General features: G+C 71.2%; 20 protein-coding genes and 1 tRNA gene. 12 read left to right on the forward strand and 9 right to left on the reverse strand.

The features are described from left to right. Positions 1-136: 136 nt before the first annotated feature. The 4 genes from ACFQUV_RS03570 to ACFQUV_RS03585 all read right to left on the reverse strand — a co-directional run bounded on the left by ACFQUV_RS03570 (position 137) and on the right by ACFQUV_RS03585 (position 5,179). On the reverse strand, positions 137-610 hold the full coding sequence (locus ACFQUV_RS03570; RefSeq protein WP_129607821.1) for a hypothetical protein: 474 nt from the start codon (positions 608-610) through the stop codon (positions 137-139). A gap of 141 nt (positions 611-751) precedes the next feature. Continuing rightward, a complete protein-coding gene (locus ACFQUV_RS03575; RefSeq protein WP_129607822.1) occupies positions 752-2,803 on the reverse strand; it encodes an elongation factor G in 2,052 nt (683 codons plus the stop codon). A 253-nt stretch (positions 2,804-3,056) separates the two neighbouring features. Then, positions 3,057-3,530: a DUF992 domain-containing protein gene (locus ACFQUV_RS03580; protein ID WP_129607823.1), complete on the reverse strand. Its 474-nt coding sequence runs from the start codon at positions 3,528-3,530 to the stop codon at positions 3,057-3,059. A 446-nt stretch (positions 3,531-3,976) separates the two neighbouring features. Then, complete coding sequence (locus ACFQUV_RS03585; RefSeq protein WP_111388630.1) at positions 3,977-5,179, reverse strand: pyridoxal phosphate-dependent aminotransferase; 1,203 nt, start codon at positions 5,177-5,179, stop codon at positions 3,977-3,979. A 331-nt stretch (positions 5,180-5,510) separates the two neighbouring features. Here ACFQUV_RS03585 and ACFQUV_RS03590 point away from each other — a divergent pair, with 331 nt between their 5' ends. The 3 genes from ACFQUV_RS03590 (at position 5,511) to ACFQUV_RS03600 (ending at position 9,238) form a co-directional block, all read left to right on the forward strand. Further along, positions 5,511-7,031, forward strand: a complete 1,521-nt coding sequence (locus tag ACFQUV_RS03590; protein WP_378394175.1) for an FAD-dependent oxidoreductase — start codon at positions 5,511-5,513, stop codon at positions 7,029-7,031. Positions 7,032-7,127: 96 nt separating this feature from the next. Further along, entirely contained in the window at positions 7,128-8,438 is a 1,311-nt protein-coding gene (locus tag ACFQUV_RS03595; protein WP_129607874.1) for a glycosyltransferase family 87 protein, read from the forward strand. 158 nt (positions 8,439-8,596) lie between these two features. After that, positions 8,597-9,238 (forward strand): glutathione S-transferase family protein, encoded by a 642-nt coding sequence (locus tag ACFQUV_RS03600; RefSeq protein WP_129607873.1) that lies wholly within the window; start codon positions 8,597-8,599, stop codon positions 9,236-9,238. Between the two features lie 55 nt (positions 9,239-9,293). On the opposite strand, the gene ACFQUV_RS03605 is transcribed toward ACFQUV_RS03600, so the two are convergent. Then, positions 9,294-11,552 (reverse strand): TonB-dependent receptor family protein, encoded by a 2,259-nt coding sequence (locus ACFQUV_RS03605; protein ID WP_378394178.1) that lies wholly within the window; start codon positions 11,550-11,552, stop codon positions 9,294-9,296. Between the two features lie 117 nt (positions 11,553-11,669). Then, positions 11,670-12,725: a hypothetical protein gene (locus tag ACFQUV_RS03610; RefSeq protein ID WP_378394180.1), complete on the reverse strand. Its 1,056-nt coding sequence runs from the start codon at positions 12,723-12,725 to the stop codon at positions 11,670-11,672. Positions 12,726-12,962: 237 nt separating this feature from the next. On the opposite strand from ACFQUV_RS03610, the gene ACFQUV_RS03615 reads away from it, so the two are divergent. Then, positions 12,963-13,319: a DMT family protein gene (locus tag ACFQUV_RS03615; protein WP_129611133.1), complete on the forward strand. Its 357-nt coding sequence runs from the start codon at positions 12,963-12,965 to the stop codon at positions 13,317-13,319. A gap of 28 nt (positions 13,320-13,347) precedes the next feature. Here ACFQUV_RS03615 and ACFQUV_RS03620 read toward each other — a convergent pair whose 3' ends face one another. Then, positions 13,348-13,662, reverse strand: coding sequence for a hypothetical protein (locus ACFQUV_RS03620; RefSeq protein ID WP_129611132.1), 315 nt, complete (start codon positions 13,660-13,662; stop codon positions 13,348-13,350). A gap of 221 nt (positions 13,663-13,883) precedes the next feature. Between ACFQUV_RS03620 and ACFQUV_RS03625 the strand changes: the two genes are divergently transcribed. The 7 genes from ACFQUV_RS03625 to ACFQUV_RS03655 all read left to right on the forward strand — a co-directional run bounded on the left by ACFQUV_RS03625 (position 13,884) and on the right by ACFQUV_RS03655 (position 21,496). Next, positions 13,884-14,369, forward strand: a complete 486-nt coding sequence (locus ACFQUV_RS03625; protein ID WP_129611131.1) for a hypothetical protein — start codon at positions 13,884-13,886, stop codon at positions 14,367-14,369. Positions 14,370-14,416: 47 nt separating this feature from the next. Continuing rightward, positions 14,417-14,689, forward strand: coding sequence for a hypothetical protein (locus ACFQUV_RS03630; RefSeq protein WP_129611130.1), 273 nt, complete (start codon positions 14,417-14,419; stop codon positions 14,687-14,689). Between the two features lie 57 nt (positions 14,690-14,746). Beyond that, a tRNA-Leu gene (locus ACFQUV_RS03635) sits at positions 14,747-14,832 on the forward strand. 359 nt (positions 14,833-15,191) lie between these two features. Continuing rightward, on the forward strand, positions 15,192-16,991 hold the full coding sequence (pabB, locus tag ACFQUV_RS03640; protein WP_129611129.1) for an aminodeoxychorismate synthase component I: 1,800 nt from the start codon (positions 15,192-15,194) through the stop codon (positions 16,989-16,991). A 43-nt stretch (positions 16,992-17,034) separates the two neighbouring features. Then, positions 17,035-17,694 carry a LysE family translocator gene (locus ACFQUV_RS03645; RefSeq protein WP_129611128.1) on the forward strand — a complete coding sequence of 220 codons (660 nt, stop codon included), beginning with the start codon at positions 17,035-17,037 and terminating at the stop codon, positions 17,692-17,694. Positions 17,695-17,983: 289 nt separating this feature from the next. Next, the gene (locus tag ACFQUV_RS03650; RefSeq protein WP_129611127.1) at positions 17,984-20,038 is read left to right on the forward strand and encodes a methyl-accepting chemotaxis protein; all 2,055 of its coding nucleotides are present in this window, start codon (positions 17,984-17,986) and stop codon (positions 20,036-20,038) included. 261 nt (positions 20,039-20,299) lie between these two features. After that, positions 20,300-21,496 (forward strand): calcium:proton antiporter, encoded by a 1,197-nt coding sequence (locus ACFQUV_RS03655; RefSeq protein WP_244601734.1) that lies wholly within the window; start codon positions 20,300-20,302, stop codon positions 21,494-21,496. Between the two features lie 99 nt (positions 21,497-21,595). Here the strand turns inward: ACFQUV_RS03655 and ACFQUV_RS03660 are convergent, their stop codons facing one another. Both ACFQUV_RS03660 and ACFQUV_RS03665 read right to left on the reverse strand, forming a co-directional pair. Beyond that, the gene (locus ACFQUV_RS03660) at positions 21,596-22,864 is read right to left on the reverse strand and encodes a YeeE/YedE family protein (RefSeq protein ID WP_129611125.1); all 1,269 of its coding nucleotides are present in this window, start codon (positions 22,862-22,864) and stop codon (positions 21,596-21,598) included. Positions 22,865-23,518: 654 nt separating this feature from the next. Next, the gene (locus tag ACFQUV_RS03665) at positions 23,519-25,627 is read right to left on the reverse strand and encodes a S9 family peptidase (RefSeq protein ID WP_129611124.1); all 2,109 of its coding nucleotides are present in this window, start codon (positions 25,625-25,627) and stop codon (positions 23,519-23,521) included. A gap of 550 nt (positions 25,628-26,177) precedes the next feature. On the opposite strand from ACFQUV_RS03665, the gene ACFQUV_RS03670 reads away from it, so the two are divergent. Further along, positions 26,178-26,591, forward strand: coding sequence for a MucR family transcriptional regulator (locus ACFQUV_RS03670; protein WP_371851742.1), 414 nt, complete (start codon positions 26,178-26,180; stop codon positions 26,589-26,591). Positions 26,592-26,832 lie beyond the last annotated feature (241 nt).

Genomic DNA, 26,832 nt, shown 5'->3' on the forward strand with positions numbered 1-26,832 from the left:
GGCTCTGATACCGGCGCATCCAGCCGATCGCGTCAGTGGCCCTTCGGGCTGGTCCAGCGGCCCGCGCGCCGGACCGTCGGCGCGCATTCCCGTCGCGATTGATCAGGGCAGCCGGCGAACCGGGTGACGGCGCGTCCTACGAGCCGGGCTCGGCCCTGCCGCCGAGTTGGAGATAGCGATTGATCAGCACGCCGCCCGGCTCGTCGCCCTCGGGTCTGAAACCCTTGGCGGCCAGGAGGTCGGCGACCTCGCGGTTGTGGCGGAAGAACGCCGCCTCGCGGCGCGCATCCTCCTCCGGATCGTCGGTCAGGACCATGCCGCTCGCAATGCTCGGCAGTCCCTCGTGGCGTCCGCCCGCCCGCAGACGGACATGGCTGTCGTTCGTCATGCGATGCGCCGCGTAGTAGTCCAAATAGGCGCCGTGCTGGTCGGTGCCGAACAGGTACCAGATCGCCCAGCCCTTCTGGACGATCTTGCCGCGCTGGCGCGCCGCCACGTCGGCGGGCGGCAACCGTAAGTTCCACGGTGCGAAATGCCGTGCGAACTCGCGCGCGATCTCGGCGATTTCGGGGTCGGGGATCTCGGTGCCGTCGGTGTCGGGATCGGCCATGGCGCGGCTCCCGCGGTTTCGCGCACCACCATCGATCGTCTGATATCCGCCCGTCGACCGGGCCGCCCACGGGGCCCCGGCCGGAGAGCGCCACGGCCCGGGGGCCGTGGCGTGCGTCGTCGCTCGGCGGCTACTCCGCGACTACTCGGCGGCCGCCTTGCGGGCGGCGACGATCTGGTCGGCGGTCTTGCCGGTCAGCTCGGCCATGTGGTCGAACTTGAACGTGAAGGTGCCGACGCCGGCGGTGGCCGAGCGGATCTCGATGATGAGATCGCCGATCTCGGACTCCGGCATCTGCGCCCTCACCACGTCCCAGCCGGTCCAGCCCTCGCGGGTGTCGAAGCCGAGGATCTGGCCGCGCCGTCCCGACAGGATGGCGTTGATCTTGGCGGTCGCCTCGTTCGGGCAGACGATCTCGACTTCGTGGATCGGCTCCAGCAGCACCGGCTGGCACTGCGGCAGCGCCTCGTTGATGCCGATGCGGCCGGCGGTGCGGAACGCCATGTCGGAGGAATCGACGGTGTGGTACGAGCCGTCGATCAGCGTCACCGCGACATCGACCACCGGGAAGCCGAGCGGTCCTTCCTCGAGGGCGTCCTTGACGCCTTCCTCGACCGCCGGGATGTAGTTGCGCGGCACCACGCCGCCGGTGATCCGCTCGGTGAACTCGAAGCCGCTGGAGCGCGGCAGCGGCTTGATCTCCAGCACCACGTCGCCGAACTGCCCGTGCCCGCCCGACTGCTTCTTGTGGCGGCCGCGCTGGGTGATCGGCTTGCGGATGGTCTCGCGGTAGCCGACGCTCGGGCGGTGGCGCTCGATGGCGACGCCGAAGCGGTCGGCGAGGCGCTCGGTGGCGACCCGCAGATGCATCTCGCCCTGGCCCCACAGGACGACCTCGTGGGTCTCCTGGTTCTGGATCACGGTGATCGAGGGGTCCTCGTCGCGCAGCTTGGTGAGGGCTTGGCCGAGCTTGACGTCGTCCTTCCGCTCGCGCGCCTTGAGGGCGATGCTGAGCACCGGCGGGAAGGGCTTCACCTCGACCAAGGCGGGGTGGGGCTGCTTGCCGGTGGAGAGCGTCTGTCCGGTCGCGGCGCCGTCGAGCTTGGCGAGCGCCACGGTCTCGCCGAGACCCGCCGGGCCGCGCTTCTCGGGCGTCTGGCCGAGCATCTTGAAGACGCCGGCGACGCGGCCGGCCTCGTCGTCCGGCGTGTGCAGCACGGTGGAATCGCCGACCTGGCCGGCCAGCACGCGGGCGATCGACAGCTTGCCGCCGTGGCTGGTGTGGAAGGTCTTCATCACGTAGGCGACGGATTCGCCGTTCGCCTTGACGCCGAGCCGCTCGGCCGTCTGGGCCGGGCCGGGGGCCTCGTGGCGCAGCGCCTTCAGCAGGCGCAGGATGCCGTTGGTGCGGCTCGCCACGCCCATCAGCATCGGGCAGACCTGCCGGTCGCGCAGCTCCTTGCGCAGATCGTCGAAGACGCGGTCGCGCGGCGGCGGAATGTCCTCGAGAAGCTGCTCCATCAGGGCGTCGTCGTGGTCGGCCAGCGTCTCCAGCATGGAGAAGCGCGCCTGCTTCTCGGCGTCCAGCGTGTCGCCTTCGAGCGGCACCATCTCGGACGGCTGGTTCTCGCGATACACGAAGGCGCGCTCGAGCGCGAGGTCGACGAAGCCGTTGACCGCCTCGCCGTTCCAGGTCGGGATCTGGCGCAGCAGCAGCGGCACGCGCGATGCCGGTTGCAGCATCTTCAGCGCCTCGGTGAGCCGCGCGTCGGCCTTGTCGATCTTGTTGAGGAACAGGAAGTGGGGGATGTTCAGCTCTTCCAGCTCGCGCAGGATGAGCTGGAGCTGCGGCACCTTCTTCTCGTCCGCCTCGCACACCACGATGGCGGCGTCGACGGCCGGCAGCGCGGCCCGCATATCGTGCACGAACTCGATCGAGCCGGGGCAGTCGACGAACGTGTAGGCATCGCCCATGAAGGTCGTCGTCGCGACGGTGAGCTCGACGCTCATCTTGTGGTCGCGCGCCTCCTTGCTGGCGTCGCCGACCGAGGTCCCCGCGTCCACGGTGCCCTGACGCCCGACCGCGCCCGTGCGCGTCAGGATCGCCTCGAGCAGCGTCGTCTTACCGCTCTGGAACGGTCCGACGATCGCTATGCACCGTGGGCCTGTGGGGCCGCCTCCATTGTCTCCCATACCTTGCCTCCATCGGGGGCCGCCCGGCCCGGGGCGGGCCGCGACGGCCGGTCTTGAGCTGCGGGATCGGCGGGAGTGCCGGTCCCGGTGCGATGACGGGGTCCGGTGCGGCGCCGCGGCGCCTCGTCGCGGGCTCCGGTGGCGTGACATCCGCCGGCGGCCGGACGAACCGGACGGCCTGCCGTGCTGCGGTGCGCGGGCCTGCGGTGCGCGAGGCCGCGCTCTCACGTCGCGGCAGGTCGGATCGGGACGCTCAGCGGACGAACCGGAGCTCGAGCCCGGCGACGCCGGCGGCGATGTTGACGCCCGCTTGACCCTGAACCGAAACGGGTTGGAGCGCAACACTGCGGTCGTTACCGCCGAGCAGCACATTGGCCCCGAGCCCGGCGACCAGCGACGCCTCGGCGCTGGCGCCCGCATAGGCACCGGCGAGGGCGCCGGTGGGGCGCGTCGTCGGCGACCACACCATCCACACCATGACGCCGCCCGCGGTGGCGCCGATGTCGAGGCCGATGCGGGTGATGCTGCCCGTGTAGGTCTCGACCGGGCCGGAGACCGACGGCGTGAACGTGCAGTAGACCTGCCGCTGCGAACCGATGATCAGGCCGAGCCCGGCCGACACGTCACAGGACAGGCTGCCGGCCTGCACCCGTTCCTGGGCGGGCGCCGCGGTGATCAGCATCAGCACGGCCAGCGCCGCCGCCGATCCCGCAAGGACGTTACGCATCTGGATGCTCCCCCTCGTTCGACGCTCCGGCGTGGCCGGGTCGCCCGGGCGGGTCCGCGGCCTTCCACCGTGCCTCGCCGCCCCGATCCGGTGCGGAAGCATCATCTTAGGTCAGATCGGAAAGCGAGTCGCGCGGGTTTTTGGCCGCAACCGCGTCGGTAGAAGCCCGGATCTGTGCGCTGCGCCAGGGTGATGGCGCCCGTCCAGCCGGATCGTCGTGCCGCTCGTCCCCGCGGGCGTAGAGCCCTTTCCTCCGCTCGTCCCCGCGAAAGCGGGGACCCAGGGGCCACGCAGCAAAGCCGTTGTTTCGAACGGGCTGGACTCCCGCTTGCGCGGGACTGAGCGGAGCCTTGGGGATGGTTCTCGCGTGCAAAGAACCGGAGTCCCGCTTGCGCGGGACTGAGCGGGGTGGGGCGCGGCCGTGGTGCGGCCGCGCCAGTGATCGCTCAGCTCAGGTTGCCGCAGAAGCGCTGGATGCGCTCGCAGGCGTCCTGCAAGGCCGAGGTGGCGGTCGCGTAGGAGATGCGGAAGTTCGGCCCGTGCCCGAAGGCGGAGCCCTGCACCACCGCGACGCCCTCGGCGTCGAGCAGCTCGGTGACGAAGTCCTGGTCGGTCTCGATCCGCTTGCCCGACGGAGCCACCTTGCCGATCGTCCCGGCACAGGACGGGAACACGTAGAAGGCCCCCTCCGGGGTCGGGCAGTCGAGCCCGTTCGCCTGGTTGAGCATCGACACCACCAGGTCGCGCCGCTCCTTGAACACCTTGTTGTGGGCCGGGATGAAGTCCTTCGGCCCGTTCAGGGCCTCCACCGAGGCGTACTGGGCGATCGAGTTGGGGTTCGAGGTCGACTGCGACTGCACCGTCGCCATCGCTTGGATGAGGGCGTCGGGTCCGCCCGCGAAGCCGATCCGCCAGCCGGTCATGCAGTACGCCTTGGAGACGCCGTTGACCGTCAGGGTGCGGTCGAACAGGGCGGGCTCCACCTGGGCCGGCGTGGTGAACACGAAGTCGTCGTAGACGAGGTGCTCGTACATGTCGTCGGTCATCACCCACACATGCGGGTGGCGCAGCAGCACGTCGGTGAGCGCCTTCAGCTCGGCGCGCGTGTAGGCGGCGCCGGTCGGGTTCGACGGCGAGTTGAGCAGCAGCCACTTGGTCTTCGGCGTGATCGCCCGCTCCAGCGCCGCGGCGGTGAGGCGGAAGCCCGATCCTTGCGTGGTCGGCACCTCCACGGGCGTGCCGCCGGCGAGCAGCACCATCTCTGGATAGCTGACCCAGTAGGGCGCCGGAATGATCACCTCGTCGCCCGGATTCAGCGTGGCGATGAAGGCGTTGTACAGCACCTGCTTGCCGCCGGTGCCGACGGTGATCTGCGACGGCTTGTACTTGAGGCCGTTCTCGCGCTCGAACTTGGCGACGATCGCCGCCTTCAGCTCGGGGATGCCGTCGACATTCGTGTACTTGGTCTTGCCGTCGCGGATCGCCTTGATGGCGGCGTCCTTGATGTTTTCGGGCGTGTCGAAGTCGGGCTCGCCGGAACCGAGCCCGATGACGTCGCGGCCGGCCGCTTTGAGGGCGCGCGCCTTGTCGGCCACCGCGATGGTGGCGGACGGCTTGATGCGGGCGAGCGAGTCGGCGAGGAAGGCCATGTTCAGCTCCTGAGCTTCGGGCGCCGTGTGTCCTAAAGGGCGCCGGGCGTGACGGCAAGCTCGGCGAGGCCGCATGGCGGCACCGACGTGCGCGATTCACACGAAACCGCGCCGCTCGCCAGGTCTGCGCGCTCGCCAGGTCTGCGCCGCTTGCCGGGTCCGCGCGGTGCGCCCGCCTCGGCCGTGCCGGTGCCGCCATGCGGACCGGGCGGGGTGGCTCCGGCGCGTCCGCACTGGTCGCCCGCGCGTCGCCGCCGTATAGCGCGCCCCGAGACAGTCGCTCTGCCGGCGGGATCGGCCCGCCGGCGCGTCGGCCGCAGCGGAGCCCCCCATGGTCGCCTCGGAGCAGACTTGCGACGTCGTGGTGGTCGGGGCCGGCGGGGCCGGGCTCGCCGCCGCCATCGAGGCGCGCCGGGCCGGCGCCGACGTGGTGCTGCTGGAGAAGAACCCGGCGCCCGGCGGCTCCACCGCCTGGTCGGTCGGCTCGGTGACGGCCTCGGGCTCCTCCCACCAGGCCCGCGCCGGCGTCGCCGACGACCCCGCCTCGCACTGGCGCGACATGGCGGCCTTCAACGGCGATCTCGATCCGCGCGACAACCCGGCGCTCCGCCGGGTGCTCGCCGACGCCATGCCGGAGACCATGGACTGGCTGGAAGCGCAGGGCCTGCGCTTCTTCGGCCCGATGCCGGAGCCGCCCCACACCCGCCCCCGCATGCACACGGTGCTGCCGAACGCCCGCGCCTATATCGTGCATCTCGGGCGGGCCGCCCGCCGGATCGGCGTCCGCGTCGCCACGCAGACCCGGGCGGTGGCGCTGGTGCAGGAGGGGGGCGGGCCGGGGGGCGGAGCGGGCGGCCGCGTCGTCGCGGTCGATTGCGACACGCCGCACGGCCCACTGCGCCATCGCGCCCGCCGCGCCGTGGTGCTCGCCACCGGCGACTTCACCAACGATCCCGAGCTGAAAGGCCGCTTCATGGGGCCGCGCGAGGCGCGGGTGCCGGGCGTCAACGAGACGGCGACCGGCGATGGCCAGAAGCTGGCGCTGGCGCTCGGCGGGCGCATCCTCAACGGCGATCTGGCGCTCGGCCCGGAGCTGCGCTTCATCCCGCCGCGGCACAAGACCCTGACGGCGCGGCTGCCGCCGTGGCGGCTGCTCGCCGGCCTCATGGTGTGGTCGATGGACCATCTGCCGGCGGCGCTGCTGCGGCCCTTCGTGATGAGCTTCGTCACCACCACCCTGGCGCCGACCCCGGCGCTGTTCGACAGCGGTGCCATCCTGGTCAACCGGCACGGCCAGCGCTTCGCCGAGGAGACCGACGCGCCCGCCTTCGCGCTGCCCGACCAGCCCGAGCAGGCCGCCTGGATCGTGCTCGACGCCCGTGTCGCCGGACTTTACGCGGCGTGGCCACATTTCGTCTCGACCGCGCCGGGCGTCGCCTACGCCTATGTGGACGACTACCGCCGCAACCGGCCCGACATCTTCACCGCGGCGCCGACGCTGGCGGCTCTCGGCGGGTGCCTCGCCATGCCGGCGGGGGCGCTGGAGCGCACCGTCGCCGACTACAACGCCGCCCGCCCGGCGATGTCGCCGCGGCCGCCGGTGGGGGAGGGTCCCTATGTGGCGCTCGGCCCCGTCAAGGCGGTGTTCATCCACAACGAGGGCGGCCTCGCGGTCGACGCGGAGCACCGGGTGCTCGGCGCCGACGACCGACCGATTCCGGGGCTCTACGCGGCCGGCGCCACCGGCCAGGGCGGGCTGCTCCTCAAGGGGCACGGCCACCATCTCGCCTGGGCGTTCGCGTCCGGCCGCCGCGCCGGGCGGCTCGCCGCCGCCGCGCCGACGGCGGGATGAGGCCCAGCCAGCCGGCGGCGGCGGATGGCCGCCGGCCCGGATACCAACCATTAGGTGCCATCCCTTAAGCTCGCCGCTCCTCGATCGGGGGCGACGATGCGGCGTCTCGACGGCCTGTGGAGCATCGCCCGGAGCGGCGAATGGCTCACTCGTGCGCGCGTGCGCCTGTGGGCTCTCGCGCTGCTCGGCTTCTCGACCGTCGCCCTCGTGGTCGTGGCGGCGACCTCGAACGGTTGGACCGACTGGCAGGGCCGGCCGCTCGGCACCGACTTCTCGTGCTTCTGGACCGCCGGCCTGCTGGTGCTCGACGGCCGCCCGGCGCTCGCCTTCGACCCGGCCACGCTGCATGGCCTCTTGCGGGCGACCTTCGGTCCCGACACCGCGTTCTACGGCTGGCTCTACCCGCCCCCGTTCCTGCTCGTCGCCGGCCTGCTCGCGCTCATGCCCTATCCGGTGGCGCTCGGCCTGTGGCTCGCCACCACGCTGGCCCTCTACCTGGTGGCGTTGCGGGCATTGCTGCGAGCCGCCTCGGCCGATGGGGCGGCGCCGGCGGCCGCGCCCGATCCGCTGTGGCTGCTGCTGGCGCTCGCCTTCCCGGCCGTGTTCGTCACCGCCGGGCACGGCCAGAACGGCTTTCTCACGGCGGCTCTGTTCGCGGGTGCGCTGGCGGTGGTCGACCGGCGGCCGCTGCTGGCCGGGGTGCTGTTCGGGCTCCTCGTCTACAAGCCGCAGTTCGGCCTGCTGATCCCGGTGGCGCTCGTCGCCGGCGGGCGCTGGCGTGCCGTCGCGGCTGCGGCCGTCACGGTGGCGGGGCTCGCGCTGCTGACCTTGGCGGCGTTCGGCACGGAGCCGTGGCGGGCCTTCCTGGAGGGCTCCGGCGCGGTGCGCACCGAGGTGCTGGAAGCCGGCAGCGCCGGCTGGCACAAGCTGCATGGCGTGTTCGCCTGGACCCGGATGTGGGGCGGGGCGGTGCTGCTCGCCTACGCGCTGCACGGCGCCGTCGCGCTGGTGGTGGGCGGGGCGGTGGCGTGGATCTGGCACGCCGGCCTGCCGCTGTCGCTGCGGGCCGCTGCCCTTCTGATCGGCGCCTTTGTTGTTGCACCGCACAGCCACGATTACGACCTGATGCTGCTCGCACCGGCCCTCGCGATGCTGATCGTCGATGGTTTGCGGCGTGGTTATCACGAAGGGGAGAAAACTCTCTTCGCCGCCGTCTTCGTGGTGCCGCTTTTCACCCGCGCGGTTGCCGAGCACACCGCGATTCCCCTCGGCACCGTGGCGGCACTGACGTTGTTCGCGGCGGTTCTGCGGCGCTGCAACAAGGTCGGTCGGCGTGAGAACATAGACGACGTGAATGATGTCGCCGTCTCCTCACGAGAACATCTCCAAACTCCTGCCGCGTCCTAATTGAAGTCGCAATTGCGGCGTGCAATCCTCGTGGTGGTCGAACGGCCGCGTGCGCGGATGCGTGGTCGCGCGAATGTAGGGTCGAGCGGCCGCTCGTGCAAAACGAAGATCATGTCGGGGCAGCAGTGCGGGCAGAACGAACGCCGTCGGGGAGTCGCATGTACACGCTCTATTCGATGCAGCGTTCCGGCAACTGCTACAAGGTCCGGCTGGCTTTGGCGCAGCTTCGCATTCCGCATCGGCTGATCGAGATCGACGTGCTCAAGGGCGAGCACCGCACGCCCGAGTTCCGCGCCAAGAATCCGAGCGGCCGGGTGCCGCTCCTCGAGGTCGCGGCGGGGCGTCATCTGCCCGAATCGAACGCCATCCTGTGGTACATCGCGGGCGGCACGCCGCTCGCCCCCGAGGACCGTTTCGAGCGGGCCGAAGCGTTGCGCTGGATGTTCTTCGAGCAGAACAGCATGGAGCCGACCATCGGGGCCGCCTATTTCTGGCTGACGCTGGTGCGTGGCGGCCGCGAGCTGAAGATGCACGAGATCGAGGGCTGGACCGAGTCGGGCTACGCGGCGCTCGGCGTCATGGAAGAGCACCTCGACGGCCACCGCTTCTTCGCCGCCGACCGTTACACCATCGCCGACATCGCCCTTTATGCCTACACCCACATGGCCCATAAGGCTGGCTTCGATCTCGGCGGCTTCCCGGCGATTCGGGCGTGGCTGAAGCGGGTCGCCGCGCAGCCGCGCCACATCGCCATGGATGCGGTGCCGGCACAGCCCGCGCCTGTCGCCGCCTGCCAGTAGAGGCCGGGGCGCATTCACCGATCCGTCGTGATCAGGAGCCCGGTTGGTGCGGGGATCAGAACCGCGCCGACGCGCCGATATAGAAGGCTCGGCCGTCGCCCGGCAGGAACGCCGCCTGGTCGGGCCGGGTGGCGCGGCCAATGGTGAGGGTCGAGGCCGCATAATTGGTGTCGAACACGTTCCGAACCTCGACGAAGCCGCTCCATGTCGCGTCGTGACGATAGCGGGCGCGGGCATTCACCACCGCGAAGGGCGCCGCGAACAGCGTGTTGGCGTTGTCGACCGGCGTCCGGTCCGGCACCCAGCGCACCTCGCCTTCGACCCACAGCCGCGGATCGACGGTGTAGCGCAGCGTCGCGTCGACGACGTGGCGTGGCGCTCCGGCGATGCGGTCGTCGGCGTAGCGCGGATCGTCGTCGAAACGGAAGTCCTGATACGTGTAGGCGAGGCGCGCCGAGAGCTGGTCGGTGAGCTGCACCCGGCCGCCCAGCTCGATGCCGACATGGGTGGTACGGTCGGCATTGACGCTGGTGATGGCGCCCGACACGGTGGTGGTCCTGATCAGCTCGTCGTCGAGCCAGGAGCGATAGACCACCGCGTCCCAGGCGACGCGGCCGAGGCTGCCGCGCCATCCCGCCTCCGCCGTCACGGCGCTCTGGCCCTTGAGGTTCGGAGTCGTGAAGCCGGTCGGGCTGGTGTTGGCGGTGCCGCCGCTCGCCTCCAGCAGATCGTCGAAGGTCGGCGCCTCGAAGCTGCGGCTCACGGCGGCGAACACGACATTGCCGGGCACGATCGTGTGCAGCAGCGCGAGGCTCGGATTGACCGCCTCGTAGCGGCGCGCGAAGCCGGTGTCGGTTGCCGCCACCGAGCCGGTCGCGCCCGTCGCGGCGTTGACGGTCGGTCGGCGCGCATAGGCCCAGGTGTCGGTGTTGTCGCGTGTCGCGCTCATGTAGGCGATCGCCGGCGCAATCGTGACGGCGCCGACCGGCAGGTTGAAGCCCGACCACACCGACAGCGTGTCGGCGGCGAGCTGGTTGCTGCCGAAATCGGTCGTCCGGGTACCGCGGACATTGTTCGCGTAAGTACGATCGGCGCGGCCGGTGACGTAGAGCGCGGTCGTCTCGAACAGCGGCAGCGCGGCGCTCTTGTCGGGCTGGTAGGCCCAGCGCAGCGAGGTGGTGAGATCGCCCCCCTCGGTGATGCGATAGCCGGTGCCGACCGGAAACCGGAAGGTGTCGTGGGTGTTGGTCCAGCCGACCGCGACATCGACCACATGGGCCCCGAAGGTCGCGGTGGTGCGCGAGCCGAGCCGGGCCTGCTCGGTGTCGCGGCGCGGCTTGTCGCGCACCGCGTTGGGGCCGGGCTCGGTGGGAACGCCGTTCACCACCACGGGTCCGGGGGCGGCCTGGCGCGGGTCGGCCATCATGCGTTGCCACGACAACGGCCCGGCGACCTCGAAGCCGAGATCGGTCCAGCCGAAGAACAGGCGGGTCGACACGGTCTCGCTCAGCCGGGCGCCCGCATTGGCGCTGAACACCAGGCGGTCGGAGCCGTTCCAGGCGCGGTAGCCGTCGCGCTGGCCGTAGGAGTACTGCACGAAGGCGTCGCGGTCGCCCTGGCGGCCGCCGCCCTGCACCTGGGTGCGGGCATAGCCGAAGCTGCCGCCCTCGACCTCGATCGTGGCGCCGGGCGAGCCCGAGCCGTTGGGCGACACGAAGTTGAGGGCGCCGCCGAGCACCGTGGCACCCAGCCGGTTGGCCGTGTAGCCGCGATAGATCTCGACGAAGTCGGCGAGGCGCGGATCGATCAGGCCGACGATGTAGGAGCCGTCGGCGCGGTTGAGCGGCAGGCCGTCCTGGAGGATCAGCAGGCCGCGCTCGGTCGGGTTGGATTGCAGGCCGGAGCCGCGGATGTGGATCTTCGGCTGGTCGCTGCCGCCGAGGAAGCTCGACGCGACGACGCCCGGCGCCTGGCGGAACGTGTCGGCGATCGACACATCGGCGCGGCCGGCGACATCGCCTTGGTCGATCACCTGGGTGCCGCCGGGCGTCGCGGCGAGGCGGCGCTTCGCCTCGGCCTCGCTGGTGGTGGCGGGCGGGGCGCCGGGTGGGGCGGCGGTGCCGGTCCCGCGATCCGCCTCGACGACCAGCTCGTCGAGCACCACGGTGCTGCCCAGCGCCGCCGACTGGCCGAGGGCCGGCGCGGCGCCGATCAGCGGGCCGCCGATCAGCGCGACGAGCGACACCCCGGCCGCGAGCCCACGGCCGCGATGCGCGCGCAAGAAAGCGGCGGCGATCGTCGGCGGCACAGGCACGTCGGCTCTCCGGGTCGTGGACGCCCCACAGACGCCCTGCCGCGGTCGCGTTGGCAATCGGGGTCAACGCGCAACTGGTCGTTTTTCGCCCGGGTGTGGCCGGCGCGCGCGGGCCGGCTACTCGCCGCCCAGATACCCGGCGATCTTCCAGCCGCCCGCGTCCTTGACGTAGCAGAGCTGCTCGAAGATCAGCGGCAGCACCGCATCGGCCGCCACGAAGCCGGTCTTGCCGGCCGGCGTCACCACCCGGAGGGGCGGCATCGCGCCCCCGCCCGGACCGCCCGGGCCGTCGGCGCTGCCGGGTGCGCCGGCCGCCGGAGCGCCCCCCGGGGGTGGTTGGTCCGGCTCGGGCAACACCCGGACCAGGATGCCGGTCAGGGTTTCGGTCACCGGCGCGTCGGCGGCGGCGCTCGCCCGCACCGCGACGCTGCCGCGGGCCGGATAGGCCCATTCGAACACCTCGGTGCGGCTCGACCGCAGGAGCTGCTCGAACGCCTTCTCGTCGAACACCGGCGCGGCGGGGGCGCATTGCACGCCCTTGCGCTGGGGCAGCGGCTGCAAGGTGGCGTCGCCGGCGGCGCTCGCCAGCAGCTCCCAGCCGCCGCCGTCGACGGCGTCGAGCTCGATGGCGGCCGCGAGATTGTCGATGGCCGGCTTCTTGCGGTCGGCCTTGTCGCCCTGCGCGGCGAGCCAGAAGAAGCTCGGTGCCACCAGGCGAGCCAGCGCGGCGCGGTCCTTGTGCCCGGCGGCTTCGCCGAGCTGCTTGCGAAACGCCTCGAAGCTCGGATCGGTCACCGGCGTCGGCGCCGTGATGGTGACCGGCTTGTAAGGGCGGGCGGGCGCCGGCTGGCCGGCGCCGGGCAGGCCGGCACCGGGCAGCCCGGCTTGGGCGGGGGCGGGTGGCCGGGCCGGCTGGGCCTGTGCGGCGGGGGCCTGTGCGGCGGGGGTCTGCGATGGTCGGGTCTGGGGCGTCGCGGGCCGCGGCGGGGCGCTGCCGGGGCCACCGGCCGGCGGCAGCTCGCTCGGGCGCGGCAACGCCGATTGGGCGGCGGCCACGGAGGGCAGGGCGAGGCCGAGGGCGATCAGCCCGGCGGCCGCCAAGAGGGGGATCGGGCGGGGGATCGGGCGGGGGATCGGGCGGCGGATCGGATCGAGGGTCGAACGGCGGCGCATGCGCGGCTCCACGAGGCAGGAGGAAGCCGGGCGGCCCGCCGGGCGGCGTCCGCCGACAACCTGCATCGTCGACCTAGGAGCAAATTGCGCCCCCTGTGCGGCCGCCGCGTCACCGGGCTCGCCCGGCCGCCGCGATGCCGCCGCGCGATCTCCGGCTACACAGAAGGGCCGCCGATTCGCCGCGCCGTGCCGCGGCGCCGTGCCGCGGTCCCGTCCCGTCCGCCGAGAGACCCGCCGATGCCCTCGTTCCTCGCTTCGCCCTATGTCGCGCCCGTGCTGCTGCTGGTCGCCTCCAACCTGTTCATGACCACCGCCTGGTACTGGCATCTGCGCTTCAAGGAGGTGGCGCTGTGGCAGGTGGTGCTGATCAGCTGGAGCCTCGCTTTGGTCGAGTACTGCCTGGCCGTGCCGGCCAATCGCTGGGGCGCCACCGTCTACGCGCCGGCCGAGCTGAAGACCATCCAGGAGGTGGTGACCCTGGTGATCTTCGCGGTGTTCTCGTGGCTCTATCTCGGCCAGCCGCTCGCCTGGAACCACGCGGTCGGCTTCGCATTCGTGGCGCTCGGGGCGTTCTTTGTGTTCCAGCGCTGGTGAGCGCGTGGCGCCCGCCGCGAGGCGTCGATCAGTCCCGGCGGTCGGCCGACATCGAGGCCCGCAGGCCGGCGATGAGCACCGTGAGGCCACCGACCGCCACCAGGGCGAGGCTGGCGATCCAGGCGATCGGCAGGTCGTGGCGCAGCGGCGCCCCGGCGGCCGCGACCGTCGCGAGCGGGCTCGCCTCGGCGATCTGGAGCGTCATCGCCGCGATCACCGCGGCGATCGAGAGAACGAGCGCGATGGCGGCGGCGATCTGGGTCGCGAGGGCGACGGGCCGGCACCGCGCGCGAGGGTCGTGGTCGATGCCGAAGCCGCCGGTGCCGATCGGGGAAGTGGTCATGGGGTGCCGTCGAATCCTGTCGCGCATGTTGTCGCGGATGAACCGGGCGGCGGTTCGGCCCGGGTGGGGCATTCCCGAGGCATCGTCTTAACAGCCGGTTAACGAACGCATTTCCGGCGCTTCTCGGCTCTTCTCGGCGCCCTCGCCGAAATCACCGTGTTCGTAATTTCGCCGCGCTTCCGTCCTTGAACCCCACCGGGGCATAGTTGGGACTGGGACGCATGCAGAGACTGGGACGTGGGGTGGTCGCGATGGCGGCCATGGGGCTCGTGGCGACGGTGGCGTCGGCCATGGGGGCGCCGGTGCACGCCGCCGACAACGGGCTGATCGGCAAGTGGCAGATCGTCGACGCGGTGCCGGGGCCGTGGGTGGCCGCCAAGGCACGCGGCAATCTCACCGAGCAGGCGCGGCGGCTGGTCGAGACCGAGGTCACCTTCCAGGCCGGGGCGGTGCTGTCCAAGAGCCAGGGGCTGTCCTGCAAGCGCGCCCGCTACCAGACCGGCACCTATCCGACCGACGCGCTGTTCCGCGGCTCGCTGCCCGACGGCAGCCAGGACCGCATCGCCCGCGAGCTGGGGCTGGGCGGGGTCGAGGTGCCGAGCGTCGACGTCGACTGTGCCGGCGGGCATTTCACCTACCACTTTCGCGACCGCAACACGGCGCTGTTCGCCCTCGATGACGTGATCTACACGCTCAAGCGGCGCTGAGGCGCCGCGGAGAGGCGGCCCGCCCGCCGGCCGGGAGGAGAGCCACGATGGACGAGGATCTCGACGCCCTCGATCGCGCCGCGCTGATCGCCGAGGTCAAGCGGCTGCGCGCCGGCATCCGGCAGCACCGCGATTCCTCCGGACACGACCTGTGCTGGTTTCATCCGCAGTTGTGGGGCTTGCTGCCGGAGCGGATGGCGCCCGAGGTGGCGGTGCCGCCCTGGCCGAAGTTCATGCGCGGCTGCGTGGCGTTCCGCAGCAGCCTCGACAAGGAGCTGCCGGACGCGCCCGTCGCCGACGTCGAGTTCGATCAGCGTTGACGGCACTGCAAAAATTCGATTCCCTCGCCGCGGCCGGGCTCTTATGATCCGGCCCGGGCCCCTGTGGCGAAACGGTAGACGCGCCTGACTCAAAATCAGGTGGTCGCAAGACCGTGCTGGTTCGAGTCCGGCCAGGGGCACCATTCTTCGGAGACCGATGTTTCGGACGTCGGGTTTCCGGACGTCTGTTTTCCGGACTCGATCCCCGGCACATCTCCTTCTCGGTCCATCAGTTGTCGGCCCATCCTGGTCGATGCGGGTCTCCGCGTTCCGGCGGAGCGGCGACGCGGCGTCGCGCCCGCGCCCGCGTCCGTTGAAGGCGGCCGTCGGTCCGCTTAGGATCGCCGATCACGCCCGGCTGCCGCCTCCGCTCCCTGCGCTCTTCCGTTACCGCTGCCGTCCGCCGTCTGCGGCGGACGAACACCTCGCCGGAGCGGGCGTCGCACGGCTGCGGCAGCGAGGCGAGATGGAGCCGGATGGTGTTCCGACGGACGGCAGGCGCATGACCCGGGTGATCCTGGAGCAGGGCGCGGGTGCGCCCCGCCTGCTGTTCGCCGATCCGCGCCGGATCGTCGTCGCATGGGAGCCCGGCGAGGTCGATGCCGCACTGGCCGAGATCGAGGCGGCGGTGGCCGCCGGCCGCCATGCGGCGGGCTTTCTCGCCTACGAGCTGGCCTATGCGCTGGAGCCGCGCCTCGCCCCGCTGATGCCGGCGCGGCGCACCGTGCCGCTCCTGTGGTTCGCCATCGTCGAGGAGCCGGCCGAGATCCCCGACGACGACGGTGCGGCGGACGTCGACCCGGCGGCCGGTGAGCCCGCGGACGATCCGCGGCCTCGCCGCGAGGATGTGATCCCCGAATGGGACGCGGCCGCCTACCAGCACCGCTTCGATCGCGTGAAGCGCTACATCACGGCCGGCGACGTCTATCAGGTGAACCTCACCTTTCGGGCGCGCTTCGCTTGCCGGTCGCCGCGCCGTCTCTACGAGGTGCTGCGTCGGGCGCAGCCGACCCCCTTCGGCGCCTATATCGAGACGCCCGACTTCACCATCCTGTCGTGCTCGCCCGAGCTGTTCTTCGAGTGCGCCGGCGGCCGCATCGTCACCCGGCCGATGAAGGGCACGGCGGCGCGCGAGCGCGACCCCGACAGCGACCGTGCCGCGGCGCGGCGGCTCGTCGAGGACGAGAAGACCCGGGCCGAGAACCTGATGATCGTCGACCTGATGCGCAACGATCTCGGCCGCCTCGCCCGGCTCGGCAGCGTGCGCGTCGACCGCCTGTTCGAGACCGAGACGCATCCGACCCTGCATCAGCTCACCTCGACGGTGTCGGCGGATCTCGCCACCGATGGTGTCACGGCCCTGGTGCGGGCGCTGTTCCCGCCCGGCTCGGTCACCGGCGCGCCGAAGATCCGCGCCCAGGAGATCATCGCGGCGCTGGAGACGTCGCCACGCGGTGTCTACACCGGGGCGATCGGTCACTTTGCGCCGGGCGGGCGGGCACGCTTCAACGTCGCCATTCGCACCGTGGTGGTCGACCGCGACGGGCGGGCCGAGATCGGTGTCGGCGGTGGCGTCGTGCACGACTCGGTGGCGGCGGCCGAGCACGCCGAGGCGCTCCTGAAGATGCGGTTCCTGACGGTATCGGCGGACGACGGCCTCGGTCTGATCGAGACGCTTCGATGGGAGCGCGCCAGCGGCTTCGTGCGGCTCGACCGTCATCTCGCCCGCCTCGGCGCCTCCGCCGTGCAGCTCGGCTTCGTGCTCGACCCGGCGACGGTGCGGGCGCGGCTGCACGCGGCCGTCGCGGCCGCGACGGAAGAGCGCTTGCGGGTGCGGCTGGTGCTGCGCCGGTGCGGCACCGTGACGGTCGAGGCCGGCCCGATCGTCGATCTCGATCGTATGCACGTCCGGCTCGCCGGCACTCCGGTCGATCCCCACGATTGGCGCCTGCGTCACAAGATCACCGAGCGCGCCCGCTACGACGGCGCACGCCGCGCCGCCGAGGCCGAAGGGTTCGACGAGGTGCTGTTCGTCAACACGCGCGGCGAGCTGACCGAAGGCAGCTTCACCACCCTGTTCGTCGCCCTGCCCGGGGAGGACGTGCTGCTCACGCCGGCGCTCGCTTGTGGGTTGCTGCCGGGCTGCCTGCGCGCCGAGCTCTTGGAGAGCGGCCGCGCCCGCGAGGCGGTGCTGACGACCGAAGATCTCGCGCGCGCCACCGCCATTCACGTCGGCAACTCGTTGCGCGGCCTGCTGCCGGCCGTGCTGGCGCAACGTGTGCCGAGCGTGACCCGGCGGTGAGCCGCACCGCGACCGCGCCGGGCGTCAACGAAGGAGATGAGTCATGGACCCGGTCTCGGCCATTGTGGCGTTCTCGGTTGCGGCGGCGTTGCTCACCGTCACGCCGGGGCTCGACACCGCGCTGGTGCTGCGCACCGCGGCGGTGGAAGGCGGCCGCCCGGCGATGCGGGCCGGCGCCGGCATCGTCACCGGCGTGCTGATCTGGGGGCTCGTCGCAGCACTCGGGCTCGGCGCCGTCCTGGCCGTGTCGGAGATCGCCTACAGGCTGCTCACCCTCGCGGGCGCCGGCTATCTGATCTGGCTCGGCGGCGGCATGCTGTGGCGGGCGCTGCGCCCGCCCGCCGCCGCGGTGTCGGCCGAGGCGGAGAGCGATGGTGAGCACGGGGGGCGGCCCGGCGTATCGGCATCGGCCTGGTTCCGGCGCGGGCTCGTCACCAATCTGCTCAATCCCAAGGTCGGCGTGTTCTATGTCGGCCTGCTGCCGCAGTTCATCCCCGCCGACATGCCGGTGGTCGCTTTCGGGGTCGGCCTCGCCGCCATCCACGCCGCCATGGGGCTCGCCTGGTTTGTCGTGCTGACATCGGTGACACGGCCCCTCGCCGGCCTGTTGCGCCGTCCCGCCGCCGTCCGCGCCATCGAGGGGCTGACCGGATCGCTCCTGGTCGCCGTCGGCCTTCGTCTTGCTCTGGCGCCGCGCGGCTGAGAGACGGCGGGGCGCCCGAGCCTGCCGCGATGCGCCCCAATATAGCCCTTCCTGGCTGGTTTCGACATGTATTTCCTAATACAATAATTACATTGTGTAAGGTACTGAACATTTATTCTTAATTAGGTATCGGCCGGGACAATGCTCGCGGGAGTTCGAGCGGGTCGGCGCGTCCGCGGATCGTTCAGTTCGATGTCGTCGCCGCTGCGATGGGCTGCCGTTCGGGACGGTCGCCCCCGGCCCTCGTGACAATGCCCGCAGCAACCGCGGGAATGACGGAGACCTCGTCGTGTCGACACCGATGCCGCCCAGTAGCACGCCCAACCGCATCGCCGCCTTGTTCCAGGACCGCAAGATCGGCACCAAGATTCTGATCGGCTTCGCCGGAGTCCTGGCGATCCTGGCGGTGCTCTCGGTCATCTCCTATGTCCGCTTCAAGGACGCCAGCGATGGTTTCGAGATGTATGCCCAGCGGGTCGCGGTGGTGAAGCGCGTGCAGGAGATCGATCGCGGCGTCCTCGAGCTGCGCCGTCACGCCCGCGAGTTCTGGCACTCGGGCGCCGACACCGATGCGGCCGCCGCCGGAGCGGCGCTCCGGCAGGTGCAGGCCGACATCGCCCGCGGCATGGACGAGGTCAAGAATCCCGAGTGGCTGGCCAAGCTGAAAGCGCTCGCCAACAGCTTCGAGACCTATTCCAAGGGCTTCGCGACGCTCGTGTCGATGAAGCGCGAGCAGGATCGGCTGATGCGGGAGGTTCTCGATCCCACCGGCCAGATGCTCCGGACCGAATTCGAGACGCTGCGCGCCGCCGCCATCGCGGCGAACGACGGGAGCGAGCGCTGGATCAGCGACGGTCTGCAATCCGCGATGCAGCTCCGGTTGAACGTCAACAAGATGCTGGCTCGTCACGACGAGCAGGTGGTCAAGACGGCGGAACGGTATCTCGGCGAGCTGAAGAGCCGCGTGGCCGACATCGAAGGAACCACCTTGCGTGGCGACGACATCAAGAGGCTTTCGGAGATCAGGCAGCTCACCGAGCGCTACGGGCAGGCATTCCATCAGACCAAGACGCTCGGCGACCAGATCGAGAAACTGGTCACCGTCGACATGTCCAAGCTCGCGGCCGACATCGCCGCCGACGTCATCGTCATCAAGGACGGTGGTCTCGCCGAAGAGAAAGCGATCGAGACGCGGACCCTCACGATGGTCGAGGATACCGAGCGGCTGAGCCTGTGGCTCGGCACGGTCGGGTTCGCCTTCGGCGTGGTGCTGGCCTGGCTGATCGGCCGGGCCATCTCGATCCCGGTGCACCGCATCGGCGCCGTTCTGGCGGCGCTCGCCGCCGGCGACAAGAGCGTGGTGGTGCCTTATGTGGCGCGGCGCGACGAGGTCGGCGACACCGCGCGGGCGGCCGAGACGTTCAAGACCAATCTGCTGCGCATCGCGGCGATGGAGGCCGAGCAGAAGCAGGCGGAGGCGCGCGCCGCGGCGGAGCGCCGGACCGCGATGCATGGGCTCGCCGATCGGTTCGAGGCGGCCGTCGGCCATGTGGTCGACACCGTCTCGGCCGCGTCGAGCCAGCTCGAAGGCGCCGCGACATCGCTGACCCGCACCGCCGAGACGACGCAGCGCCTCTCGGTGTCGGTGGCGGAGGCGTCCGAGCGCGCCTCGACCAGCGTGCAGAGCGTCGCGTCGGCGACCACCGAGATGTCGGCCTCGGTGGACGAGATCGGCCGCCAGGTGCAGGAGTCGGCGCGGATCGCCGCCGAGGCGGTCGAGCAGGCGGAGAAGACCGACGCCCGCATCGTCGATCTCTCGCAGGCGGCGAGCCGGATCGGCGACGTGGTCGAGCTGATCACCGCCATCGCGGCGCAGACCAACCTGCTGGCCCTCAACGCCACCATCGAGGCGGCCCGCGCCGGCGAGGCCGGCAAGGGCTTCGCGGTGGTGGCCCAGGAGGTCAAGGCGCTGGCGGCCCAGACCGGCAAGGCGACCGGCGACATCTCGACCCAGATCGCCGGCATGCAGACCGCCACCCAGGAGTCGGTCGCCGCCATCAAGGAGATCGGCGCGACGATCGGGCGGATCTCGGAGATCGCCTCGACCATCGCGGCGGCCGTGCAGCAGCAGGCCGCCGCGACCCACGAGATTTCGCGCAACGTCCAGAGTGCCTCGGAGGGTGCGACGCGCGTCGCCGAGCACATCACCGAGGTCAACCACGGGGCCGGCGAGACCGGGTCGGCGTCCAACCAGGTGCTGTCGTCGGCGCGCGAGCTGTCGGCGGAGAGCCGGGTGCTGGCGGGCGAGGTCGAGAAGTTCCTGGCCAGTATCCGGGCCGCCTGAGGCAGGCGCCGGCCGACCCGGTGCCGCGATGCGGTCGACCGCGGCGGCCCGAGGTGGTAGAGCGGAAACCGATCCATCTGGATCGGATTCCGCTCCAGACGTCCTTGCGTCATCGCATTGTCGTCGGCGAACCAACGTCCACGTCGCCGGACGATGCTCTCGCGAGGCGCCGTGATCGAGGGCCGAGGCACGGCCCGTGCCGGCGGGACGACCCGCCGGTGGAGCCGTCGAACTGGGGACGACCCCGCCCGGAGGTCCCCCGTGTCGCGTCCCGATCCGTCGTTGTATCCATCCACCACCGAGCCGAGCGGCCTGCGCGCCGTGCTGCCGCCCGTCACCGTGCTGCGGCTGGCGACCGCCTGGGCGGTCCTGGCGGCGTTCCGCGTCGGCGGCGCCGCCTGGCTCGCCGCGCCGGCACCGATCGCCGCGGTCGCCTTCGCGGTGCTGCTCGCCGCCATCATGACGGCCGCCTTCGCGGTGGTGCGCGAAGCGGACCGGCTCGCCGATCGGCTGGGCGAGCCCTACGGCACCCTGATCCTCACCCTCTCGGTGGTGGCCATCGAGGTGATCCTCATCGTCGCCGTGATGCTCGGCCCCGGCGACGCCCCGACCATCGGCCGCGACTCGATCTTCGCCGTGATGATGATCATCCTCGCCCTCGTGGTCGGCCTGTGCGTGCTGGCCGGCGGCCTGCGCCACCGCGAGCAGAGCTACAACGCCCAGGGGGCGGTCGCCTATCTGTCGATGACCGGCCTGCTGGTCGGCGCCGCTCTGGTGCTGCCCAACGCCACCGGCCCGGGCGACGGCACGGTCCGGCCCGGCGCCGCGCTGGCCCTCGCGGCCATCACGGTGGTGACCTACGGGGCGTTCCTGGCGATGCAGACGGGTCGCTGGCGTCGCCTGTTCGTGCAGCCGGAGGCGGGGGCGCTCGCGGTGCCGCCGTCGCCGTCGCCGGCGTGTCCGCACGGCGACGCCCCGCCCGCCGCGGGTCCGGCAGGCGCCCGGCGCATCGTCGTGGCGCGGGCCGTGGTGCTGGTCGCCGCGCTGCTGCCGATCGTTCTCCTGGCGCATGATCTCGCCGTGCTGGTCGATCGCGGCATCGCTGGCCTCGGCGCACCGCCGGCGCTCGGCGGCCTGCTCATCGCCATCATCGTCTTCACGCCGGAGTCGATCACCGCGGTCGGCGCCGCCTGGCGCGACGCCATGCAGCGCACCGTCAACCTGTGCCTCGGGGCGTTCCTGTCGACGGTCGGCCTCACCGTCCCGGCGGTGCTCCTGGTCGGTCTCGCCACCGGGACGCCGGTGGTGATGGGCATCGGGCCGGCCGAGACGGTGCTGCTGGTGCTGACGCTGGGGCTGACCGGGCTGACGTTCCTGGGTCAACGGACGTCGCCGATCCAGGGCATCGCCCATCTGGCGCTGTTCGCGCTCTATGTCGTGGTGCTGTTCGGCGCCTGACAACGGCACCGCCGCCGCACCTGAAACGCCGCCGCCGCCGCGCCGGGAGCGCGACGGCGGAAAGGCCCGCGAGTTCGGAGCCTGCGACGACGTTGCGGTCTAGCCGTCGAGGCGGAACAGCGGCCGCAGCAGCAGGCCGGCCGCATTGCCGGTCAGGGCGGCGACGATCCACAGCCAGCCGTGCAGGCTGCCCGAGGCGATGCCGGAGAAGTAGGCGCCGATGTTGCAGCCGGTCGCCATCATGGCGCCGAAGCCGAGCAGCAGCCCGCCGAGCACGGCGGCGGCGACGTGCGGGAGGGGCACCCGCGCGGTCGGAGCGAAGCGCCCGGCGAGTCCGGCGGCCATCAAGGCGCCGAGGACGATGCCGATGTCCATCACGGTGGTGACGTCGGCGGCCAGCGGCCGATGCATCGCGCCCGCCCGGGTCGGCACCTCCCAGAACGCCCAGAAGGCCGGATTGCCGAGGTCGAGCCACTCGACCAGGCTCGATCCCCACAGGGTGAACGCCTGGGTGACGCCCCACGGCCGGCCGGCGAGCAGGAGCGTGACGGCGTTGAGCCCGGCCAGCGCCAGCGCCCCCCACGCATAGGGCCACGGGCCGTGCAGCAGCGAGGCGGCGCCGTCGGCTCGGCGGAAGATCGGCTCGATGCGGCCGTGCTGCGCCCGCTCGATGCGGGCGACCGTCACCCAGATGAGACCGAGCACCGCGAGCGTGGCGGCGAGGCCCGGCCACAGGCCGAGGGTCTGCACCGCGCCGATCGCCGGCAGGGCCGGCAGCACATGCCACAGCTCGTAGGTGGCGGCCGCCGTGGTGCCGCCGACGATGAAGAAGGCGAGGGTGATCAGCATGCGGGTCGAGCCGCCGCCCGCCGTGTAGAGCGTACCGGAGGCGCAGCCGCCGCCGAGCTGCATGCCGATGCCGAACAGGAAGGCACCGATCGCCACCTCGAAGCCGGCCGGCAGCACGAAGCCGCGCAGCGGCTGGCCGAAGATCGAGCCGGCGGCGAGCAGCGGATAGAACATCAGCACGGCGGCGCCGAGCATCAGCATCTGGGAGCGCACATGGGCGCTACGGCGCTCCCGCAGCAGCACCCGGAACCCATAGGTGAAGCCGTAGGCGGCGTGATAGAGCGCGATCCCGAGCAGCGCTCCGACGCTCCACAGCGCCGCCTGGCGCCAGCCGGGCCCGGCCGCGAGCGCGGCAGCGCCGAGCACCACCAGAAGGCCGGCGGTGCCGACCACGGCGGGCTGAGCCCGGCGGCCGGCGGCGGGATTGCGAGATGGCGCGGTCGCCGGGCCGGGGCGCAGCGCAGCCGCGGCGGGCGTGTCGATCGAGCAGGCGATCGTATCGTTGGCATAGCTGGACATGACGACGAGCTAGGAACGCCGTCCGCGGCGGGTCAATCAGTCCGCGAGAATAAGCACGACCACGCTTTCGGCGCTGCTCTTGGAACAAGGCCCTTGCGTCGCCCCGGGCCGGCGGAGAACGGCGTTCTCTCCCGCTGCGACGGCCTGCCGCACCCGAGTGGGCTATGCCGGAGCGGGAGAGCGACGATTCAATGATCCAGGTCAAAGTGGAGACGCTCCGGTCTGCGTACAGACCATCCAGGCGCTCCGCTCGTTTCGCGGGGGCGTGCGGCGTGATGCGCTACGGGCGGCCGATGAGAGTTTCTCACGGTCGCCCGTTTCTTTTCGGTGGCCGACCCCGTGGGCCGCGAGATGATCTCCCGTTCCTGCGTTGCGCAACCAGGATGACCGGCCGGCACCGCGGCGCTGCACAGTCCCTCCCAAAAAACTGCCCCCGGCGGCTGGTCCGTCCGAGGGCAGATCATCGCACGCAGCCATTCTCACGAACCGGGCGTGCGGACCTTTAGACTACTCCCGAGAATCTAGTCCCCGCCACTTGGATTAATCCGGATCGCGCGGGTGCGCCGGGCGGTCAGCAACCGCGTCGAGCCCTGCCGAGCAGGCGCGCGGGCGGGTCTCGCTCCCGACCCGTAGCCGGTACCCGGTCGCCGGCCGCTATGCCTTGTCCACCACCGCGAGCGCGAACGCATAGGCGAGCGCGACCTCGCGCAGCCGCTCGAAACGGCCGGCGGCGCCGCCATGGCCGGCGTCGAGATTGGTCCGCAGCAGCAGCGGATTGTCGTCGGTCTTCAGGCGGCGCAGCCGCGCCACCCACTTGGCCGGCTCCCAATAGGTGACGCGCGGATCGGTGAGCCCGGGGAGCGCCAGGATGGCCGGATAGGATTGCGCCCGCACATTGTCGTAGGGCGAGTAGGCGCGAATGGCGTGGAACGCCGCTTCGTCGCGGATCGGGTCGCCCCATTCGAGCCATTCGGGCGGGGTCAGCGGCAGCGTCTCGTCCAGCATCGTGTTGAGCACGTCGACGAACGGCACCTCGGCGATGAGGCCGGCATAGAGATCGGGCCGCAGATTGGCGAGGGCGCCGATCAGCATGCCGCCGGCGGAGCCGCCGTGCGCCACGATGCGGCCGGGCGCCACGAGGCGCGCGGCGACCAGATGCTCGGTCGCCGCGATGACGTCGCGAAACGTGTTCGGTTTGAAGGCGAGCTTGCCCTCGCGATACCAGCGCCAGCCTTTCTCGGTGCCGCCGCGGGCATGCACGATGGCGTAGACGAAGCCGCGGTCGACCAGCGACAGCCGCGCCGTCGAGAACGCCGCCGGGATCGACATGCCGTAGGCGCCGTAGCCGTAGACGAGGGCCGGCGCGGTGCCGTCGAGCGGCGTGTCGCGGCGGGCGAGCAGCGAGACCGGCACCGTCTCGCCGTCCGGCGCCGGGGCGAACAGGCGGCGCGTCACATAGGCGGCCGGGTCGTGGCCGCTCGGCACCTCCTGGCGCTTGCGCAGCACACGGGCGCGCGTGGCGCAATCGTAGTCCCACACCTCGGTCGGCGTGGTCATCGACGAGTAGTTGAAGCGCAGCGTGTCGGTGGCGAACTCGTAACCGGGATCGATGCCGAGCGAATACGCCTCCTCGTCGAACGCGATGGTGTGCTCCTCGCCGGTGGCGAGCCGGCGCACCACGATGCGCGGCAGGCTCTCGCTGCGCTCCAGCCGGATCAGCCAGTCGGCGGTGACGCCGTAGCCGAGCACGAACACGCCCGGCCGGTGCGGAACGAGGTCGCGCCAGTGGGCGCGGCCCGGCGTCGCGAGCGGCGCCGTGACGATCTTGAAGTCCTCGGCCTCGTCGGCATTGGTGCGGATGACCAGCACCGGCTCGCCGCCGAGATCGGGATGGTGCTCGATCTCGTAACGCAGCGAGGTTTCCCGCGGCGCCACCAGGGTCGGGGCGGCGGGCGTCGCGAGATCGAGCAGCCAGGCTTCGGCCGATTCGTGGTCATGCACGGAGATCTCGGCGAAGCGGCCGGATTGCAGGCGCGACAGCGAGACGAAGAAGCCCGGATCGTCGGTGCGGAACACCTCCTCGTCGGTCTCCGCCGCGGTGCCGACGCGATGGCGGAACACCTTGGTGGGCCGGTGCCGCTCGTCGAGACGGACGTAGTAGAAGGCCGTCGAATCGCTCGTCCACACGACGCCGCCCGACACCTCGGGCACGATGTCGGCGAGGTCGGTGCCGGTCGCGAGGTCGCGCAGCCGGGTGGTGAAGAACTCCGAGCCGCGGTCGTCGGCGCTCCAGGCGAGCAGCCGGTGGTCGGGCGAGTGGGTGGCGGGGCCGATTTGGAAGAACGCCTTGCCGGCCGCGAGGGCGTCGCCGTCCAGCAGGATCTGCTCGTCACCACCGTGGCGGGGCGTTCGGCAGATCAGCGGATGCTCGCCGCCGACCCGGTGCCGCGCATAGTAGGCCCACGGCCCATCGGGCGCCGGGACGCCGGCATCGTCCTCCTTGATGCGCCCCTTCATCTCGGCGAACAGCGCCTCCTGGAGCGCGGCGGTCGGCGCCATCACGGCGTCCGCATAGGCGTTCTCGGTCTCCAGCACGGCCCGGATGGCGGGATCGAGCACAGCCGGGTCGCGCATCACCGCCTGCCAGTTCGGATCGCGCAGCCAGGCGAACTCGTCGACGAGCGTGACACCGTGACGCACCGTCACGGCCGGCTGCTCGGTGACACGCGGCGGAACGGGAGGGCGGGGAACGCGGTCCAGCATCGATGATGGCTCGGGTTGTTGCGAGGGGCCGGCAGGCGTCTCGGCGACGGCGGCGCGACGGCTCGATGATGGGTCCTTCATTTAGAGCATATTCGGGTGACGTGGCACTCGGTTCGCCAGGGGGCGGCCACGATGATCTCGGACCCGCAGGATATGTGGGGTGATTGCGACCGCCACGCGAGCCGCTGGGACGGGCTCGCAGCGCAAGAAGCACGCTTTGGATCGTGCAACCATAGATTGATCGATCAGAGACGCTATAACTGCTTCGTGCGGCCGCTGTGTCGACAGCACGACTGTCCCGTACATTTCGAGGTACAAACCTGTACTAGCGGATAGGTCCGGCGAATAGTTGGCGCGTTTCGAAGTCGACTTCGCGAGGACTTCTAGCCGAAGGAATTCTGTTCTTGCTTTCCCTAGCAATGAGGATAAATAAGAAGAGTTGTCGCGAGTCGTTTACCCGACAGTTGGGGCGCTCGCGCGCCGTTCGGGGCCGTGGGCGTCTGGGTCCTGTCGGGAGAAAATTGGGCCGATTCAAAGAGAAATGAACGAGATGGGCGAGAACGGACAGAATTATATTGAGCTGACGGCCGACATCGTCTCTGCCTATGTCAGCAACAACAGCATCTCCGCAGGCGATATTCCGGGCCTGATCAATCAGATTCATTCCGCATTGCTGCGCGTATCCGGCGGCCAGACCGAGGCGCCGATCGAACCGCTCAAGCCGGCCGTGTCGGTCAAGAAGTCGATCACGCCGGAGTACATCGTGTGCCTGGAGGACGGCAAAAAGTTCAAGTCCCTCAAGCGGCATCTCCGGACTCAGTACAACATGACGCCGGAGCAGTACCGCGAGAAGTGGGGGCTGCCGCCCGACTATCCGATGGTTGCTCCCAACTATGCGGCGGCGCGCTCGCAGCTCGCCAAGCAGATGGGCCTCGGCCAGCAGCGACGCCGCCGCGCCAAGTAGAGCCGGCCCGCGCCGCCGGGCACGTGTGCGAGAAAGCGCGGAACGTGGCCGGCGCTCGCAACCGGACCTGTAGGTTCGGGTGCCGACCCGATGCCGAAGGCCGCCGCGTGCCGAGCCGTTGGCCGATTACTCCGGGATGTCCGATAGGGCATCATCGGCATCTCGGCCGACCGGCATCCCACTCCAATTTTCCTCCATCCTTCATCGGCGTCCTGCCCTTGTCGGCCTTCAGCCCTTATCG

Origin of the sequence: Rhodoplanes sp. P11 (assembly GCF_964266735.1) — a bacterium.
Classification (GTDB): domain Bacteria; phylum Pseudomonadota; class Alphaproteobacteria; order Rhizobiales; family Xanthobacteraceae; genus Rhodoplanes; species Rhodoplanes serenus.